This is a genomic window from Acinetobacter vivianii, assembly GCF_014635885.1.
Classification (GTDB): Bacteria; Pseudomonadota; Gammaproteobacteria; order Pseudomonadales; family Moraxellaceae; genus Acinetobacter; species Acinetobacter vivianii.
Genome location: NZ_BMDR01000005.1, coordinates 253,550 through 271,511 on the forward strand (window position 1 = coordinate 253,550; position 17,962 = coordinate 271,511).

The 17,962-nt window shown below is 40.0% G+C and carries 16 protein-coding genes and 1 pseudogene; 11 read left to right on the forward strand and 6 right to left on the reverse strand.

Going from position 1 to position 17,962, the window contains the following annotated elements; all coding sequences use genetic code 11:
* The first annotated feature begins 257 nt into the window (after positions 1–257).
* From IEV36_RS12205 to IEV36_RS12215, 3 genes are all read left to right on the forward strand, one after another.
* Entirely contained in the window at positions 258–443 is a 186-nt protein-coding gene (locus tag IEV36_RS12205) for a hypothetical protein (protein ID WP_004771557.1), read from the forward strand.
* Between the two features lie 329 nt (positions 444–772).
* Complete coding sequence (locus tag IEV36_RS12210; protein ID WP_004771558.1) at positions 773–2,092, forward strand: NCS2 family permease; 1,320 nt, start codon at positions 773–775, stop codon at positions 2,090–2,092.
* 112 nt (positions 2,093–2,204) lie between these two features.
* The gene (locus IEV36_RS12215) at positions 2,205–3,203 is read left to right on the forward strand and encodes an adenosine deaminase (RefSeq protein ID WP_004771559.1); all 999 of its coding nucleotides are present in this window, start codon (positions 2,205–2,207) and stop codon (positions 3,201–3,203) included.
* 45 nt (positions 3,204–3,248) lie between these two features.
* Here the strand turns inward: IEV36_RS12215 and IEV36_RS12220 are convergent, their stop codons facing one another.
* Complete coding sequence (locus IEV36_RS12220; RefSeq protein ID WP_004771560.1) at positions 3,249–3,806, reverse strand: cytochrome b; 558 nt, start codon at positions 3,804–3,806, stop codon at positions 3,249–3,251.
* A 226-nt stretch (positions 3,807–4,032) separates the two neighbouring features.
* Here IEV36_RS12220 and IEV36_RS12225 point away from each other — a divergent pair, with 226 nt between their 5' ends.
* A complete protein-coding gene (locus IEV36_RS12225) occupies positions 4,033–4,416 on the forward strand; it encodes a hypothetical protein (RefSeq protein ID WP_004771561.1) in 384 nt (127 codons plus the stop codon).
* Between the two features lie 36 nt (positions 4,417–4,452).
* Positions 4,453–5,025 (forward strand): annotated as a pseudogene (gene rnhB, locus IEV36_RS12230) (ribonuclease HII); the annotation flags it as partial.
* 56 nt (positions 5,026–5,081) lie between these two features.
* Here the strand turns inward: rnhB and csrA are convergent.
* From csrA to alaS, 3 genes are all read right to left on the reverse strand, one after another.
* The gene (gene csrA / locus IEV36_RS12235; RefSeq protein WP_004771563.1) at positions 5,082–5,345 is read right to left on the reverse strand and encodes a carbon storage regulator CsrA; all 264 of its coding nucleotides are present in this window, start codon (positions 5,343–5,345) and stop codon (positions 5,082–5,084) included.
* A 237-nt stretch (positions 5,346–5,582) separates the two neighbouring features.
* The gene (locus IEV36_RS12240; protein ID WP_004771564.1) at positions 5,583–6,863 is read right to left on the reverse strand and encodes an aspartate kinase; all 1,281 of its coding nucleotides are present in this window, start codon (positions 6,861–6,863) and stop codon (positions 5,583–5,585) included.
* Positions 6,864–6,929: 66 nt separating this feature from the next.
* On the reverse strand, positions 6,930–9,620 hold the full coding sequence (alaS, locus tag IEV36_RS12245; protein ID WP_171067982.1) for an alanine--tRNA ligase: 2,691 nt from the start codon (positions 9,618–9,620) through the stop codon (positions 6,930–6,932).
* Between the two features lie 257 nt (positions 9,621–9,877).
* On the opposite strand from alaS, the gene IEV36_RS12250 reads away from it, so the two are divergent.
* The 6 genes from IEV36_RS12250 to IEV36_RS12275 all read left to right on the forward strand — a co-directional run bounded on the left by IEV36_RS12250 (position 9,878) and on the right by IEV36_RS12275 (position 15,543).
* Entirely contained in the window at positions 9,878–10,906 is a 1,029-nt protein-coding gene (locus IEV36_RS12250; protein ID WP_005256853.1) for a type I glyceraldehyde-3-phosphate dehydrogenase, read from the forward strand.
* A gap of 37 nt (positions 10,907–10,943) precedes the next feature.
* Positions 10,944–11,261, forward strand: coding sequence for a hypothetical protein (locus tag IEV36_RS12255; RefSeq protein WP_004771567.1), 318 nt, complete (start codon positions 10,944–10,946; stop codon positions 11,259–11,261).
* 69 nt (positions 11,262–11,330) lie between these two features.
* Positions 11,331–12,398: a hypothetical protein gene (locus tag IEV36_RS12260; protein WP_004771568.1), complete on the forward strand. Its 1,068-nt coding sequence runs from the start codon at positions 11,331–11,333 to the stop codon at positions 12,396–12,398.
* Positions 12,399–12,602: 204 nt separating this feature from the next.
* The gene (locus tag IEV36_RS12265; RefSeq protein ID WP_005256855.1) at positions 12,603–13,769 is read left to right on the forward strand and encodes an ATP phosphoribosyltransferase regulatory subunit; all 1,167 of its coding nucleotides are present in this window, start codon (positions 12,603–12,605) and stop codon (positions 13,767–13,769) included.
* A gap of 58 nt (positions 13,770–13,827) precedes the next feature.
* A complete protein-coding gene (locus IEV36_RS12270; RefSeq protein ID WP_004771572.1) occupies positions 13,828–15,147 on the forward strand; it encodes an adenylosuccinate synthase in 1,320 nt (439 codons plus the stop codon).
* A 78-nt stretch (positions 15,148–15,225) separates the two neighbouring features.
* Positions 15,226–15,543 carry a putative quinol monooxygenase gene (locus IEV36_RS12275; protein WP_005256858.1) on the forward strand — a complete coding sequence of 106 codons (318 nt, stop codon included), beginning with the start codon at positions 15,226–15,228 and terminating at the stop codon, positions 15,541–15,543.
* A gap of 331 nt (positions 15,544–15,874) precedes the next feature.
* Here the strand turns inward: IEV36_RS12275 and IEV36_RS12280 are convergent, their stop codons facing one another.
* Together IEV36_RS12280 and IEV36_RS18805 are read right to left on the reverse strand one after the other, a co-directional pair.
* Complete coding sequence (locus IEV36_RS12280) at positions 15,875–16,828, reverse strand: hypothetical protein (RefSeq protein ID WP_032863860.1); 954 nt, start codon at positions 16,826–16,828, stop codon at positions 15,875–15,877.
* A gap of 98 nt (positions 16,829–16,926) precedes the next feature.
* Complete coding sequence (locus IEV36_RS18805) at positions 16,927–17,931, reverse strand: helix-turn-helix transcriptional regulator (protein WP_032863863.1); 1,005 nt, start codon at positions 17,929–17,931, stop codon at positions 16,927–16,929.
* Positions 17,932–17,962: the final 31 nt, after the last annotated feature.

Below are 17,962 nucleotides of genomic sequence, written 5' to 3' on the forward strand. Positions count from 1 at the left end.
TTTATTGGGGAGCACTAAAACAATCTAAAAAATAAAGATGTACTTTATATCTATCTTATTGAATTATATAAAATGCCATTGCTTAAAATACGGTAATATTCTAATATTTGATTGTATGAAAAATAAGCAATAAAATCTTAAGAATAACTGTATAATTGTGATGTAGTTCTCATTTTTGGTTTTATTATGCTTATTTTTACTCTGTTTAATACTTTTTTGCTAGTATTAAAGAAAACATTAAAATAGAGATAATAATAATGAAGATTACACTGACTTTGCTTGTGAGTTTTGCCATCGTCGTTTTAGGTTATGTGGCCTATACCGACGCGCAGATGAAAAAGCGCCAAGAGCTCATGAAAATTGTCCAAGATGCAGAACATAGCCTTGATAATATTCAGCAAGACCCTCGTAGCCATTTATCCTCGTATAAACGCAGTAATTAGAAGTCTACCGCTTCACACAGGGTAGATGACTCAATTGTTTACTTGAGATTGTCGATTAAGTGGTCTTTTTTTACTTTGCGATGCGCAAGTTTTAAATAGAATCTGTTAAAATATTTACCACTAAATAAAAAGCTGCATCAAGATATGCGGCTTTTTACGTTTTGATAGCGAAATTAAATTTATACATGTTGTCTATGTAACAAGTACCAAGCTGGCATATAGATTGCTTTCTAGCTTCGAGTACTCTTTTGTGCAAATTCAAAAAAGATTGTCGCACAAGAGTATAGATTTCACGTCCTACGATCTTAGATTTTAACAGGTGCTATGTTATGACAACGCCTAATGCTTCAGCTGGTTTGTTAGAACGCTTATTTAAATTAAGCGATAACAAAACTAACTTTAGAACAGAAGTTTTGGCAGGTGTAACCACATTCTTAACCATGTGTTACATCATTATTGTAAATCCGCTCATTCTTTCTGAAACAGGAATGGATCACGGAGCGGTGTTTGTTGCGACCTGTCTGGCTGCTGCAATCGGCTGTTTAGTCATGGGGATTATTGCGAACTATCCAATCGCATTAGCACCTGGTATGGGCTTAAATGCTTATTTTACCTATTCTGTCTGCTTAGGCATGGGTGTGCCTTGGCAAACTGCTTTGGCTGCTGTTTTTGTTTCAGGGATTATTTTCCTTGCAATCAGCTTCTTCAAAATCCGTGAAGCAATTGTCAATGCGATTCCAATGTCACTTAAATTTGCCATTGGTGGTGGTATTGGTTTGTTTCTGGCTTTGGTTGCTTTAAAGAACTCAGGCATTATTGTTGCAAATCAGGCAACTTTAGTTGGGCTGGGGGATATTAAACAGCCGACGGTATTGCTTGCATTATTTGGCTTCCTGTTGATCGTATTGTTACATCAATTCAAAGTGCGTGGCGCAATCATTATCAGTATCTTGGCTGTGACTGCCATTGCAACATTGCTGGGCTTAAATGAATTTAAGGGTGTGGTAGGCGAGATTCCTTCGATTGCACCGACATTTATGCAAATGGACTTTGAAGGTCTGTTTACAGCCAGTATGGTAGGCGTGATTTTTGTTTTCTTTATTGTCGATTTATTTGATAGTACAGGGACGTTGGTTGGTGTTTCGCACCGTGCGGGCCTCTTGCAAGATGGTAAATTGCCGCGTTTGAAAAAAGCATTATTTGCTGACTCAACTGCGATCGTTGCTGGTGCTGCTTTAGGTACATCATCAACAACACCTTATATTGAATCTGCATCAGGTGTGGCAGCGGGTGGTCGTACAGGTTTGACGGCTGTTGTTGTGGCATTCTTATTTGTGGGCTGCTTATTCTTGGCGCCATTGGCTCAATCTGTACCAGGTTTTGCAACTGCACCTGCATTATTGTTCATTGGTGTGTTGATGATCCAAGGGATCACCAATATCGACTGGGATGATATTACTGAAGCCGTTCCTGCATTTTTAACGATTGTATTTATGCCATTTGCGTATTCAATTGCTGATGGTATTGCAATGGGCTTTATCAGCTATGCGCTGGTTAAATTATTCACAGGTAAGGCGAAAACTGTACCGTATATGGTCTGGATCATTGCCGCTCTGTGGGTATTTAAGTTCGCTGCATTTGGCGGTTAATCCAAGATTTATTATTTTTAAATAATTCTTTGCTTGAATGGTTGTTTAGGCAAAGAACCCGAAAAGGGTGTCCATTTGGTAACACCCTTTTTTCTTTAGACGTGGAGTTAATATGAATCAAATCGAGCTGATTCGCGCTTTACCCAAAGCCGAATTGCATGTGCATATTGAAGGGACTTTTGAACCGGAACTGATGTTTGCTATTGCACAGCGTAATCAGATTCAGATTCCTTATCAATCTGTTGAAGAAGTGAAGCAGGCGTACAACTTTCATAATCTTCAATCTTTTCTAGATATTTATTATGCAGGCGCGAATGTACTTGTGCATGAGCAGGATTTTTATGACCTTGCTTGGGCATATTTTGAAAAATGTGCTGAAGATCGTGTTGTTCATACCGAAATGTTCTTTGATCCGCAAACGCATACAGAGCGTGGGGTAGCGTTTGCAACGGTATTGGCTGGTCTTAAACGTGCCTGTAAAGATGCAAAAGAGAAGTTGGGTATTAGCTCTCAATTGATCATGTGCTTTCTGCGCCATTTGAGCGAAGAAAAAGCGTTTGAAACGCTTGAACAGGCATTGCCTTTCAAAGATGACATTATTGCGATTGGTCTAGACTCAAGTGAAGTGGGGCATCCTCCTTCGAAATTTGAGCGTGTATTTGCTAAAGCTCGTGAAGCAGGTTTCTTAATCGTTGCACATGCAGGTGAAGAAGGCCCACCAGAATACATCTGGGAAGCGCTGGATTTGCTTAAAGTCAATCGTATTGACCATGGTGTGCGTTCGGAAGAAGATGAGCGTCTGATGGCGCGTCTGATTGCAGAAAAGATGCCTTTGACGGTTTGTCCTTTGAGTAATTTAAAGCTTTGTGTCGTAAAAGACATGGGTGAGCATAATATTCGCCGTTTGTTGCAGAAAGGTGTTCATGTGACGGTGAACTCAGATGATCCTTCATACTTCGGTGGCTATATGAATGATAACTTTGTTGCCATTCAGCAGGCGCTGGATCTGAGCAATGAAGAATTAAAGCAACTTGCGATTAACTCTTTTGAGGCTTCATTTATTTCTGACGAAGAAAAGCAAAAGTGGATTACTGAAGTGAATAAGCTTTAAAAAATAAAAAAACCGCGTAAAGCGGTTTTTTTATATCTGAATATTCTACTTTTTTGGCTGGCGTAACATGCTGAGTAAGACATTATCTTTATCAACAACATGATGTTTAATCGCAGCCAAGATATGTCCCGCAACCAGTAAACCTGCAAACCAAGAAAGATAAATGTGCAATGGTTTAACAATCGCCAGTAGGTCAGGATTATCTTGAACTAAACGTGGAATTTCGAATAAATATAAAACGGGTGCAGGATGCCCGGCACTCCAGCTAAATAAACAGCCTGTTATCGGTAAAGCTAATAACATTAGATACAGGAAAAAATGTCCGACATGAGCCAATGTTTTCATCATCGGTGACATGGTATCTGGCAGTTGCGGAACAGGGTGGGTGTAGCGCCAAAAAATTCGGATTATCACTAAGAAAATAATAGTCGTGGCAATATTCTTATGAAGTGTGATGACATTTCCTTTAAAGCTACCATCAACGTCATAGCTAAGAAAGTTACCACTGTAAAAGCCAATCAACCAGGCAGTGATAAAAATTGCAGCCATGAGCCAATGAATAACTTGTGCCGTACGCGTGTAGTATTGTGCTGAGGTTGGCATTGCAACATCCTGGCATTGTTATAGATGGGATTTTTTTAATTTTAATTAGGCTTGGTTCTTTCTCATACAATGGAAATGTAACGGAGCGTTTTATGCTTAGAACGGTCATCAAGATATTGTTAAGTTATAATTGTTATATTATGTAAAGATTGCGTTGAGTCATATCATAAAACTTGCTGTTTAGGCACAATACGCCTGCCAAAAATTTAGATACAGGTAAGAAATCATGAAAAAGTTGGTACTTATTGTTGCCCCTGTTGTTTTAGCCCTAACAGGATGTGTAACACCAGATGGCAGCAACTCGGCTGGCGCGACTTCTCAACAATTGGGTATGGCGGCATTAAAAGTTGCGGTAAATGCAAAATGTATTAATGAGATTAATACTTTACCAGCATGGAAAACAGCAACACGCGTAATGACTGCTGAACAACGTGAAAATATCCAGACTGAAGTTTGTGGTTGTGTTAGCGAAAAAGCGCCAAACAGCGTAACAGCAGTTGAATTAGCGACAGCTGCAATTGATCCTACTGCTCGTGCAACAATTGTGACTCAAGTGGTTTCACAAACTGTAAATGCATGTGTGGCGGAAACGTTTAAAAAAGCAGGTTAATAAGATCAGGCTGAGTCATCAGCCTATTTTGAGAGAAGTAGTATGACAATTGCGGGTGTAGATGAAGCGGGACGTGGGCCACTTGTTGGTTCTGTCGTTGCCGCTGCCGTCATTTTAGATCCAGATAATCCGATTGAAGGTTTAAATGATTCTAAAAAGCTAACAGAAAAGAAGCGCGAAAAATTATTCTTGGAGATTCAGGAAAAGGCTTTGGCATGGTCAATTGCTGAAGCAACCCATGCTGAAATTGATGAGTTTAATATTTTACAGGCAACTTTTCTGGCAATGCGTCGTGCGGTCGAAAACTTGCATACTCAGCCTTTAAAGGTGATTGTGGACGGTAATCAGATTCCAAAAGGAATTACGATTGCATGTGAAGCAATTGTAGGGGGGGATGCGAGTCATGCTGAGATCAGTGCAGCAAGTATTCTGGCAAAGGTCACACGTGATCGCCAGATGCAGGTGCTTGATCAGCAATATCCTGAATATGGCTTTGCCAAACATAAAGGATATCCAACCAAGGCTCATTTTGAAGCGATCGCGGCCCATGGTGTGATTGATGAACACCGCCGCAGTTATGGACCGGTTAAAAAAGCACTAGGTCTATAAACAATTAAAGCGACTATTTATAGTCGCTTTAATTGTTCAGAAAAGAATTCTGCACATTAACGGTTGAAGTTATTATGACGAGGGAACTCGTTATTATCTTCTTCATAAGAATGTTGATAATCTTGATCAAGATGTTGCAGATGCTCATGCATGGCACGTTCATGTTGGATACGTTGGTAAATTTCCTCACGATGCACAGAAACTTCTTTTGGAGCATTTACACCAATACGCACCTGATTGCCTTTTACGCCAAGCACAGTAACACTGACTTGATCCCCAATCATTAATGTTTCTCCGACACGACGGGTCAGAATCAGCATGTTTATCTCCTTGCTAAACGCTTAAACTTGCGACAGGGAATTCATTGTTCGAAAGCACAGCCTAATATACAGAAAATTCTAACAGAAATATGTAAAAAACATTCTTTTTCGTAAGTTCTGTGAGAATCTTCTTAAAAACCTCAAGGCTAATATAACAGAGCCACTATAAAAAAAACTATAGTGGCTCTGTTTTTTTTCTTATTTACTCACAAGTAAATATGTTTAAGCAGCTATTAATTAAGCACGAGCACTGCTTTCGCCGTGTTCACGGTCTAGGCCAAAAGCTGTATGTAAACAACGAACTGCCAACTCAAGGTAGTTTTCTTCAATGATGACAGAAACCTTAATTTCTGATGTAGAAATCATGAGAATATTAATGCTTTCTTCAGCCAATGCAGTGAACATTTTGCTCGCTACACCTGCATGAGAGCGCATGCCAACACCCACGATTGATACTTTTACGATGTCATCACGCGTTACAACTTCACAACCTTCAATGCTGTTTGCCGTTTGGTCTAAAATCGCTTTCGCTTTCGCCAAGTCATTGCGGTTTACAGTGAAAGTGAAATCAGTTGTACCATCTTCTTCAACATTCTGGATAATCATATCCACTTCAATGTTGGCATTACTGATTGGCGACAAGATTTTAGATGCAATACCTGGCTCATCAGGAACACCCAAAATTGTTAATTTTGCTTCGTCACGGTTAAATGCAATACCTGCAATGATTGGTTGTTCCATATCGTCTTCTGCCTCAGTCGTAATTAGTGTGCCTACGTTTTGTTTGAAATCTTCATCAAATGCGCCATCATTTTCATTATCAAAGCTTGATAATACGCGTAATGGAACTTGATATTTGCCTGCGAATTCAACAGAGCGAATTTGTAAAACTTTTGAACCTAAAGATGCCATTTCAAGCATTTCTTCAAAAGAGATACGGTCGACTTTTTTCGCTTTAGGCGCTACACGTGGGTCAGTGGTATAAACACCATCCACATCGGTATAGATTTGGCATTCATCTGCTTTTAGTGCGGCTGCAAGCGCAACACCAGAAGTATCAGAACCACCGCGACCTAGCGTCGTGATATTGCCATTGGCATCATAACCCTGGAAGCCAGCAACAACGATTACACGACCTGCATCTAAATCAGCCGTCATCACATCGGTATCAATTGACTCAATACGTGCTTTGGTAAACGCGCTATCTGTTTTAATACCAACCTGACGACCTGTATATGATTTAGCTTCTACACCAATTGAATTAAGTGCCATAGCTAACATGGAAATCGTTACTTGTTCACCCGTTGACACCATTTGATCTAATTCACGTGGGTCAGGGGTGCTGGTAATGGCTTTGGCAAGCGCAAGTAAGCGGTTGGTTTCACCACTCATTGCAGATACAACCACGACCACCTTGTGACCATGATCATGCCAGCGCTTGACACGACGAGCAACATTTAAAATGCGCTCAGGAGTACCCATAGAGGTACCGCCATATTTTTGAACGATTAATGCCATAGTTGTTCCATATAAGCCATGACCCTGAGAGGCATCAGGGTCAGTTACACAAAAGTGAAGTTTTGTTTATTGCTCAAGCCAAGCAGGCAATGCTGCGATGACTTGATCAAACTTCTCGTTAAGTGGCGCGCCACCTTGTGCTAAGTCAGGTTTACCACCACCTTTACCACCCAGCTCTTGAGCCAAGTGTTTGATGATGTCACCTGCTTTTAGAGTTGCAGCATATTGTTTAGCGACAGAGGCGATTAAACTCACTTTATCGCCATCAACACCAGCTAAAATAATGACTGCATCTTCCAATTTTGATTTTACGCTGTCATGTAGATTGCGTAATGATTTGGCATCCAAACCTTGTACAGCTGTAATTAACGTTTGACGACCAGCAATTTCTTTCACTTGATCCAGTAAGTCAGCAGCCTGGAAGCTTGCTAATTTCTGATTCAATTGTTCGATTTGCTTTTGTAGACTAGAAGCAGTTTCAACAATCGCTTCAACTTTCTCAACAGTTTGATCTTTCTGTGCTTTTAACAAGCCATTGATCGTCTGGATATCTGTTTCAGCTTTTTGAACTACTTCAAGTGCTTTAGTGCCAGTCACTGCTTCAATACGACGAACGCCCGCAGCTACGCCACCTTCAGAAGTGATTTTGAATAAGCCAATATCACCTGTGCGCTTAACGTGAATACCGCCACAAAGTTCGATCGAGAAGTTTTTCTCTTCAATGACTGAACCCATCGACAATACACGAACTTCTTCACCATACTTTTCACCGAACAGCATCATTGCGCCTTTGGCTTTTGCTGTGTCGATATCAAGCAGTTCAGTAGTTACCGCAGTATTTGCAATCACTTCAGCATTGACTAAACGTTCAATCTGTTGCAATTGTTCAAATGAAACAGGTTGGTCATTGGCAAAGTCAAAACGTAAAACGTCACTTGCAACCAAAGAACCTTTTTGTTGAACATGCTCACCAAGAATCTGGCGTAAAGCTGCATGTAAAAGGTGAGTTGCTGAGTGGTTACGCGCTGTTGCAGCACGGATGTCTGCTTTAACCGTTGCTTCAACATTTTGAGCTGCTTTGAGGCTACCCATGGTCACGATACCTTGATGGACAAAAGCACCACCAGATTTTTTAGTATCTTGTACTTCGAAGATACCTGTATCGTTTTTGAAGATACCAGTGTCACCAATCTGACCACCGCTTTCTGCATAGAAAGGGGTTTGGTTTAGAACGATAAGTGCTTCGTCACCTTCGTTGATTTCATCAACCTGAACGCCATCTTTGTAGATCGCAACAATTTGACCTTGGCCTTGAGTTGCATCGTAGCCATCAAACTGAGTTTCGCCTTCAACTTTTACAATGCTGTTATAGTCAACTGCGAATTTACCTGCATCACGTGCGCGTTGACGCTGTGCAGCCATTTCAACTTCGAAGCCAGCTTCATCAATCGTAAGATCACGTTCACGTGCGATATCAGCGGTTAAATCTGTTGGGAAACCATAAGTATCATAAAGTTTAAATACAGTTTCACCAGGAATCACATTGCCTTTCAGTTGAGCCAACTCACCTTCAAGTAATTTCAGGCCTTGCTCAAGTGTTTTCGCAAATTGCTCTTCTTCTTTAAGTAGTTGCGCTTCGATACGTGCTTGCTGTGCAGCAAGTTCGGGATAAGCATCGCCCATCACTTCAATTAGCGGTTGCAACATCTTGTAGAAGAATGAACCTGTTGCGCCCAATTTGTTGCCATGACGCACTGCACGACGAATGATACGACGCAACACATAACCACGACCTTCATTTGAAGGGTTAACACCGTCAGCAATCAAGAATGAGCATGAACGTGCATGGTCTGCAATCACTTTTAAAGAAGCAGGGTATTCAACTGGTTTATTTTGAGCTTTCGCTTCAGCTTCAATTGCAGTGGAATCCAAACCAATGATTTCAGCCGCTGCTTTTAATAAGTGTTGGAACAAATCAATTTCATAGTTTGAATTGACATGTTGCAATACAGCAGAAATACGCTCCAAGCCCATACCTGTATCTACAGATGGTGCTGGAAGAGGGTGCATTACACCATCCGCAGTACGGTTGAACTGCATGAAAACGTTGTTCCAGATTTCGATGAAACGATCGCCATCTTCTTCAGGTGAACCCGGTAAGCCACCCCAGATATGATCGCCATGGTCATAGAAGATTTCAGAACAAGGACCACATGGGCCTGTATCACCCATTGCCCAGAAGTTGTCTGATGCGTACTGTCCGCCTTTATTGTCACCAATACGGATAATACGATCTGCGTCTAGACCGATTTCTTTATTCCAGATATCAAACGCTTCATCATCAGTGTGATAAACCGTGACATATAAACGATCTTTAGGTAAACCTAACCATTGCTCACTGGTCAAGAATTCCCACGCAAATTTAAGCGCGTTTTGTTTGAAATAATCACCGAAAGAGAAGTTACCTAACATTTCAAAGAAGGTATGGTGACGTGCGGTATAACCGACATTGTCGAGGTCATTGTGTTTACCGCCAGCGCGGACACACTTTTGTGATGAAACGGCACGTACATAGTCGCGTTTTTCTAGACCTAAGAAACAATCTTTAAACTGGTTCATACCAGCATTGGTAAACAGCAAAGTTGGGTCGTTGGCGGGAACGAGAGAACTCGAAGCGACACGTGTATGCCCTTGCGATTCGAAATAACGCAAAAATGCTTCACGGATTTCAGCTGATGTCATAAAGCGAGTACTCACAACCAAGACACTCCATAATTTTGAATTTGGCTATATGCAATAAGGTACGTTGTTTTTAACGTTTTACAATCGAACCCATTGCGTGGCATAGATTTTAAAAGTGCTAAATTATAACGGAAAATACCCGCCTCACCAACGATTTTACAAGCAATATCATATAAAACTGTGTTTAAGCTAAAAATCTATATTCAATAGGGCAACTGATGTTTTACCATATAGCACAGAAAAGATGATGTTTTTATGAATAAGGACGCTACATGCAACGTATCGCTATCAATGGATTTGGTCGAATTGGCCGGAATGTATTACGTGCATGGTTTGAAAGTCCTAAACAGTTTCAATTTGAAATCGTTGCAATTAATGATGTGGCTGATGTCCAGACGCTGGTGCATTTATTTAAGTACGATACCACGCATGGTCGCTTTGCTGGGCAAGTTGAAATTCTGATTGAAAATGAATGTATTTTTCTGAACATTCAGTCCAATCAACGCCAATTAAAATTACAAGTTCTGAAACAAGAGCAGCCCGAATTACTGCCTTGGGCGGATTTAAATATTGATGTAGTACTGGAATGTACAGGTCTATTCCGTTCACGTGCCGATGCAACCCGTCATGTCGAAGCAGGTGCGAAGCGAGTCATTATTGGTGCTGCGCCTTTTGACTCAGTTGATGCTGCAATTGTCTATGGTGTGAACCATAATGAAGTCAAAGCAAGCGATCAGATTATTTCCAGCGTGTCGTGTACCACCCAAGCTTTAGTTCCGCTGGTTAAAATCATTGATGATGCCTTTGGTATTGATACTGCATTAATGACAGAAATCCATGCAGTCACAGCCGATCAATCAGTATTAGATCATGCGCATCGGGATTTACGTCGTGCGCGTGCCTCTGGGCAAAATATTATTCCGACGACCTCAAGTGCTTTAGGCGCGTTAAAACAGGTCATGCCAAAAATGGAAGACCGTATTGATGGTTATTCAATTCGTGTACCGACCATTAATGTCGCAGCGATTGATTTAACTTTTGTTTCGCACTCACCCATTACCGTGCATAAAGTTAATGAAGTACTGACTAAAGCGGCTCAGTTTGATTATGCACAGATTATGCAAGTAACAGATGAGGATTTGGTTTCGAGTGACTTTAATCATTCACCTTATTCTTTAATTGTTGATTTAACGCAGACGATGGTGGTGGGGCACCAAGCGAAAGTTTTTGCGTGGTATGATAATGAGTGGGGTTATGCAAATCGTTTACTGGATTTGTGTGAATCATTTTGTGATGAATAACATTTAAGAACAGATAATAAATAATTCGGAGCAACGGATGACATTTATATTGATTTGGGGTTTTCTGCTGCTTTTATTAGGGGCAGTGATATTTTTATTCTGGTTTCAGTTTAAAAGTACCGAAGTTCAACAACCTGCTGATATTCAGATCGTACAACTTGAGGAAAAAGTAGTGCATTTGGAGTTACATCTCAAAAAGAGTCTGGAAATCATGCAGGATCTTGCCAAAAAAATGCATGTACAACAGGAAGTACTTGATCGAACGGTGGCAAATATTGCGGCATTAGAAAAGCAGAATGTTGAATTGGTGAATGTGTTAGAAATAATGGTTAAAGGTAGTAACAAGAGCCATTAAAATACATTTTGTATTATATGGTTGATTTATATAATATGATTTTCATAACAAATAATATGAAGTGATTTTATGAAGTGGAATTTTAAAAAGAAGGGTATTTGTATTATCGCAACGAGTCTGGTGTTATCGGCTTGTGGCGGTGGGGGCTCTGGTCACAGTGACGAATCTAAAGTTGAAGAAAAACCAACTCAGGAAGATGGGCTTTACCAAGTTTATTATCAGGCACCAAGAGTTTCTGACCATATTATTGAAGACTATTTTGAGATAACAAACTATTCTATTAAGAATAATCAGATTAATTTCAATAAGTCACATAATGAGCCTTTAGACCAGAAGATATTGACTGAAACAAAAGTGATAGAAAAAGGTACGCCACAATCGAATGTCGTTAAACGGCTATCTTCTACGCAATGGCTTTATGAACGGACACCTGAACTTAAGCAGAATTTAAACTTTCAATTAGTAAAATTAGAAGGTCAAAATATTTTTGATCGCGTAATGCCAGGTTATAGAGATCATTTTGATTTAACAGCGAATCCTGATCGACTTGACCAGAATTTAATTAAATTTTATTCGACCTATAAAAACGCTGTATTTCCTAAAGGTAGCTATTGTTATCGTCTAAAAGAGACCCAGTGGAATCAGGCTTATCTTGAGTCAGATTTTTCATTTTCTTATTTTTCATCTTTTAATGAGCAGAAGCGACAAATTGTCGATCTATATAATGGTCTAGGTGAAGATAAAAAATATTTTAAACTTTTAGATACCCAATGGCATGGCTATAACGTCATTGCATTAGAAAATTTAGAGACGGTTGAAACATACAGTAGATTAGGGAATAGCCAAAATCAAAGTACAAATAGCCAATTCATTTCAGGCCAGTTATGGGATGCTGATAAGCATTTAGCCTATGAGAAAAGTCATCCTTATCAAGGTGGAGATTCTCCAATTGATTTATGGATGAAGCAAAATCAACGTCTAAATAATGCCAAATTAGAGAACGGCTGTTTTGCATTCAATACTCAGGCTGTTGATGCAATCAAAAAATTGAATTTGATCAACTGGAAACAGGGCGATAGTTCAGATGTTGGGCAGTTCTTTGGAACAAGAACATGGACTTACACAATCAATGAGTAACTTCAATCTATTGAATCTATTCGTTAATTTTATATGCAAGTCTATATAAACAGAGCATAAAACTATGAAGTTTTATGCAAATTCGAAGGTGCATCACATAAATCTTCGTGCTACACTACGCTGAATCGGGCATTCACCCGATTTTTTTATGTGGTTGCTTTTTGTGTGGATGCCTCCACATTGAACAGATTTTAGGTTTGGAACATGACCATTTCAGAGACATGGTTGCTCCCTGACGGGGTAGCAGATGTATTGCCCGAACAAGCGCAAGTTGTTGAAACGTTGCGTCGAGAAGCGTTAGATTTCCTCGCAGTTCGAGGTTATCAATTGGTGTATACGCCATTTATTGAATACATTGAATCGTTGTCTTTACTTTCAGAATCTAATCAAGATTTAGATTTAGTTACTTTCAAGGTAATTGACCAACTGTCTGGCCGTTTACTCGGCGTTCGTGCGGATATGACACCGCAAGTTGCACGTATCGATGCCCATGTACGCCCGGTTGAAGGTGTGGCACGTTATTGCTATGCAGGTTCAGTCTTGCATACTAAACCACAGAATTTTAATGCAACACGTGCGCCTTTACAGTTAGGTGCAGAGTTGTATGGTCATGACAGCATCGAAGCTGATGTTGAAATGGTCAATGTGATGCTGGCTTTAATTCAGCACACACATACGCTTGAATGTGCGCATTTAGATCTGGGCCATGTCGGTTTATTCCGTAGTCTGGTGAAACATGCGGGTCTGAATAAAAACACCGAAAGTGAACTTTCTGATTTATATCAGCGTAAGGCATTACCTGAGCTTGAAGAATTTACCCAAGATTTAGCGATGGGTACGGACTTTTATGCATTAGGTCGCTATGCAAGTGATCTGGATGCATTACAAGCACATTTAAGCCAAGAAATTTTAAATGATGTTGATTTCAAGATTGCGTTTGATGCATTGAAAACAACATTAGCGCAAATCCAGTCAAGCTGGCCAAATCTGAATGTGGGTGTTGACGTGGTTGAACTACGTAGTTACCACTATCACACGGGCTTGATGTATGCCATTTATGCACCAAATCGTGCTGCGCCACTGGCTCAAGGTGGACGTTATGATGGTATTGGTGAACACTTTGGTCGTGCGCGTCCAGCAACAGGTTTCAGTTGTGACTTATATGCTTTAGGTGCAACACAGTTTGTTGAAATTGAAACTGTCGTCGCGCCAAAAGGCAATCAACAGGATTTATTAAATGCAATTGTAGATGCGCGTAGCCAAGGTTTACGTGTGGTGCAATTGTTAGGTAATGATGATTTAAGCTCGGTACCATATGCGACCCATCAGATGGTGTCTCAAAATGGTCAGTGGGTAATTGAAAAGATTTAATTGCCAAGTATTTAAGACTTGGTTTCCAATTTTAACAGCATGATGTAATGAGGCTATTATGGGCAAAAATGTTGTGGTACTTGGTACCCAATGGGGCGACGAAGGAAAAGGTAAAATCGTCGACCTGCTCACAGATCAAGCGGCTGCGGTAGTACGCTATCAAGGCGGACACAACGCAGGCCATACTCTTGTGGTAGGTGGTAAGAAGACTGTATTGCACCTCATTCCATCAGGTATTTTACGTGAAAACGTATTGTGCTTAATCGGTAATGGTGTTGTTCTTTCTCCTGAAGCCCTAATTAAAGAAATGGCGATTCTGGAAGAAGAAGGCGTACCTGTTAAAGAACGTTTACGTATTTCTCCAAACTGTCCATTAATTTTGCCAAACCACATCGCGCTTGACCAAGCACGTGAGAAAAAACGTGGTAACGCAAAAATCGGTACGACAGGTCGTGGTATTGGCCCAGCTTACGAAGATAAAGTTGCACGTCGCGCTGTACGCGTAGCTGACTTGATCCGTGGCGGTGCATTGCTTGAAGAAAAACTCAAGGAAATGCTTGAGCTTCATAACTTCCAGCTTTCTCAATTCTATGGCGTTGAAGAAGTTAAGTTTGAAGATGTACTTGCGCTTTGTAACCAATGGCGTGAAGTGCTTGAACCATTAGTGATTGACGTGACTAAAGTGTTACATGATTACCGTAAAGAAGGTAAGGCAATCATGTTTGAAGGTGCACAAGGTTCATTACTTGACATCGATCATGGTACATATCCATACGTAACCAGCTCGAATACCACTGCTGGTGGCGTAAGCTCTGGTTCAGGTATGGGCCCACTTCATTTAGACTATGTATTGGGTATTACCAAAGCATACACAACACGTGTTGGTGCTGGTCCATTCCCAACTGAATTGCACTATGATGCTGCAACCGATACAGGTGATGCGATTGGTCGTCATTTAGGGACTGTAGGTCATGAATTTGGTGCGTCTACTGGCCGTCAACGTCGTTGTGGTTGGTTCGATGCAGAAATTCTACGTCGTTCAGTAGAAGTAAACTCATTGTCTGGTATTTGCTTGACTAAACTTGATGTATTAGATGGTTTAGAAGAAGTGAAAATCTGTGTGGGTTATGAAGATGTAGATTCAGGCTGTGCAGGTTCTTCTGATGCGATTTCATTCGAAAGCTTGAAGCCGATCTATGAAACAATGCCAGGTTGGAGCGAGTCTACTGTAGGTTTGACTCAAATCGATCAACTTCCTGCAAATGCATTGGCTTATGTACGTCGCATCGAAACTTTAATTGGTTGCCCAATTGATATCGTTTCAACAGGTCCTGACCGTGCAGAAACAATCGTATTACGTCATCCATTTTCAGCATAAGCTGAGTTGGTGACAAAAAAGCTCTCATGAATTTGAGAGCTTTTTTTATGAGAAAATTTCAGAAGAATAAGAGCCAATATGACTTTAAAACTAATTGCAGAAGACTTTATTCAACCCGAACACACTGATGCAGTTTTACCGCTGTATCAAGAGCTTGTCGAAAAGACCAGAACGGAAGCAGGATGTATCGCTTACGACCTTTACCATGATCATAAGCAGAAAGGGCATTTTGTCTTTATTGAAGAATGGGTCGATCGGGCTGCACTGGATTTACATGTACAGTCTGAGCATTTTCAGCGCTTAGTGCCTCAAATTGATCAATATCAAACACAAACCGGACGTTTTACGCATCTACATCGTTTTGAGACCTTGTTTGAGCATCAAGATGATCAGTAATATCGCTTTGATCTAGAAAATTGTGATAGCAAAAAATCAGCTTTGGATTCCAGACTTTGTTATTTCACAGCCTTAAAAATCCTCGTTATATTAGCTTTACGTTCAAATAAAGAGGGTTTTAACTATGACGAAAAAGAGAATCCGCTACAACGGCTATGAATTGGCGTGCCGATGTTGTTTTGCATCACAGTGCTAAAAAAGGTGCAAACCAATTTTGATCAAGGCGGGGAGAGAGGTTGGTTTGACATTTAAAACAAGAATAATAAAAAACTGATGATTGAATAATAAAAATTATAAAAAGTCTAAGAGAACCGAAAGGTTCTCTTTTTTATTATAATCCTGTTGAGCCATTAAGGTAGCCTATACCTAGCATAGCACTATTCACTTTGGTATTGCTAAAGATAACCTCATAATTGTTTGGGTTATAAGTGACATTTTGACATGGTGTATTTGTTGAATTGCAATATTTTTGTAATAAAATCGGATTTAAGACAGGGGAAAAATATAAACTTTCAACTTTATTATTTTGAATTGAAATAATTCCTGAATCTTCAAATGAAGATCCATCCCCAAAAAATAATTCAACTATATTGTGATTTGTAAAAGAAAGTTTTTGATAGTTGCTTAATAAATTTAAACCATCTTCATCTGAGGGTGTAATCGACCATTGAAGCTGGTGAGGTTGGCTCGTTGGCAACTGAACTTTAGTCGGTGCTTCTGTAAGCCTTCCTTCAACAGAGCCCACAAGCATAATGGTATTGATTGGAGCATCTACCCAAGATTGTTTGGTTAATAATAGATTATTAAAATCAAGCTTGGCTTGGCCTGTTTTCATATTGACTGAATTGACAATATTAGCGCATGAATTATTATTTTTTGAGCATTGAAATTCTTTTTTTATAGTTATGCTTTGACCACTTTTTTCAAACTCTGTTAATTTGACTGAATTTGGTGTGGCATTAATTAATGTATCATAATCCGCTTCTAAGCGGTAAAGCGTATTTGCATTCATATCAAAATCAAACTCTAATCGATAGCTTGTTTTGAACTGATCATTTTCTTTATTGAAGATTTGAGTGTAACGATAGACTGGGGTATCTACATTGGCCGATTGGGTCGAAGGTAAGGTTTTCTCTAGAAATTTCAAATCTGTCTTAACTTCACTCATAACCTTGGGTGGAACATAACTGCTATTCGAATTAGAAGAGTCACCACCACATGCAGATAATAAAGTAAGACTTGAAATCATCCCAACAGAAAGAAATATTTTTTTATGGCTGTGCATTTTGATTCTACCAATAGCATTATTATTACCGTGGCTAATTATATTTAGCCAATTTCGGTAAAATTCTATCATGCATAATGCTGGATATATATCGCTATTTATGACTCTTCAATTTCTTTCACTGCGTTATAAACAGCGGCAGGTTCAATATTTAGAATCTTTTTACCAAAACTTCTGAGCCACCAGACCAGTTGTGAGGTAAAGGGAACTGTTGCAGAAACTTCAACAATATTCTCTTCCAACGGCTGAATGACTTGATCCTTGCTGAGCTGACTTTCATAAAAACTTCGTGCTGTACTTTCGCTCATAGTCAGTTTTAACTGAATTTGTTCAGTTGGCTTGTTATAGTCGACTCGGAAACCGAGAGCGCCTGATTCAATATAATTATCAATATCAAAATTCACAGGATGTAATGCGCGATTGTCCAGTACGGTCGCAGATTTAAAACGATGTAAGGCAAAGGTCTGAACTTCGGTTTTATCGTTACGAGTACAGATCAGGTAAATCACTGCACCTTTTTGTACCAATGCCAATGGGTTCAGGATATAGGTTTTATCTTCACCTTGATGGGTTCTGGCACGGTAAATACATTCAATCTGCTTATCTTGTAATAAGCCTTCATAAATCGCTTGCTGGGCATGCTTGTCAACAATTGGCGGGATGAGTGGCTGGGTCGCAGGTACGATTCGGACACGGTTAATCCATTGTCTCACGTTGTTTTGGGTAGAAAGACTACGCTTGGCAAGATCAAACCAAGGGGTCATTTCTTCTAATAAGCTGGGTGGAAGCAAGTGACGTAAGTGTTCTTCAACCATCATGAACGTTACTGCTTGCGAACTGGTCATGTGCGGCAAGCTTTGAATAGGTGCGTCAGAACGCCAGCGCCAGCCTTGAGGGACGGTCTTATTACTTTCAATAGGGAAACGCTGCGCAATCTGATTTAAATCGCGCTGAATCGTTCTCAAGCTAATATCAATGCCTTCACGTTCTAAAATTTCTTGTAATTCTCGGGTACCCATCCATTTCCCAGTAGAAAGGCGGGATAAAATCTGCCACTGGCGATAAAGGCTATTCGAAGTTTCTTTTTCTTGTACGGATGACATAAGCGTAATACGTAATTCAATGGTCTAAAGC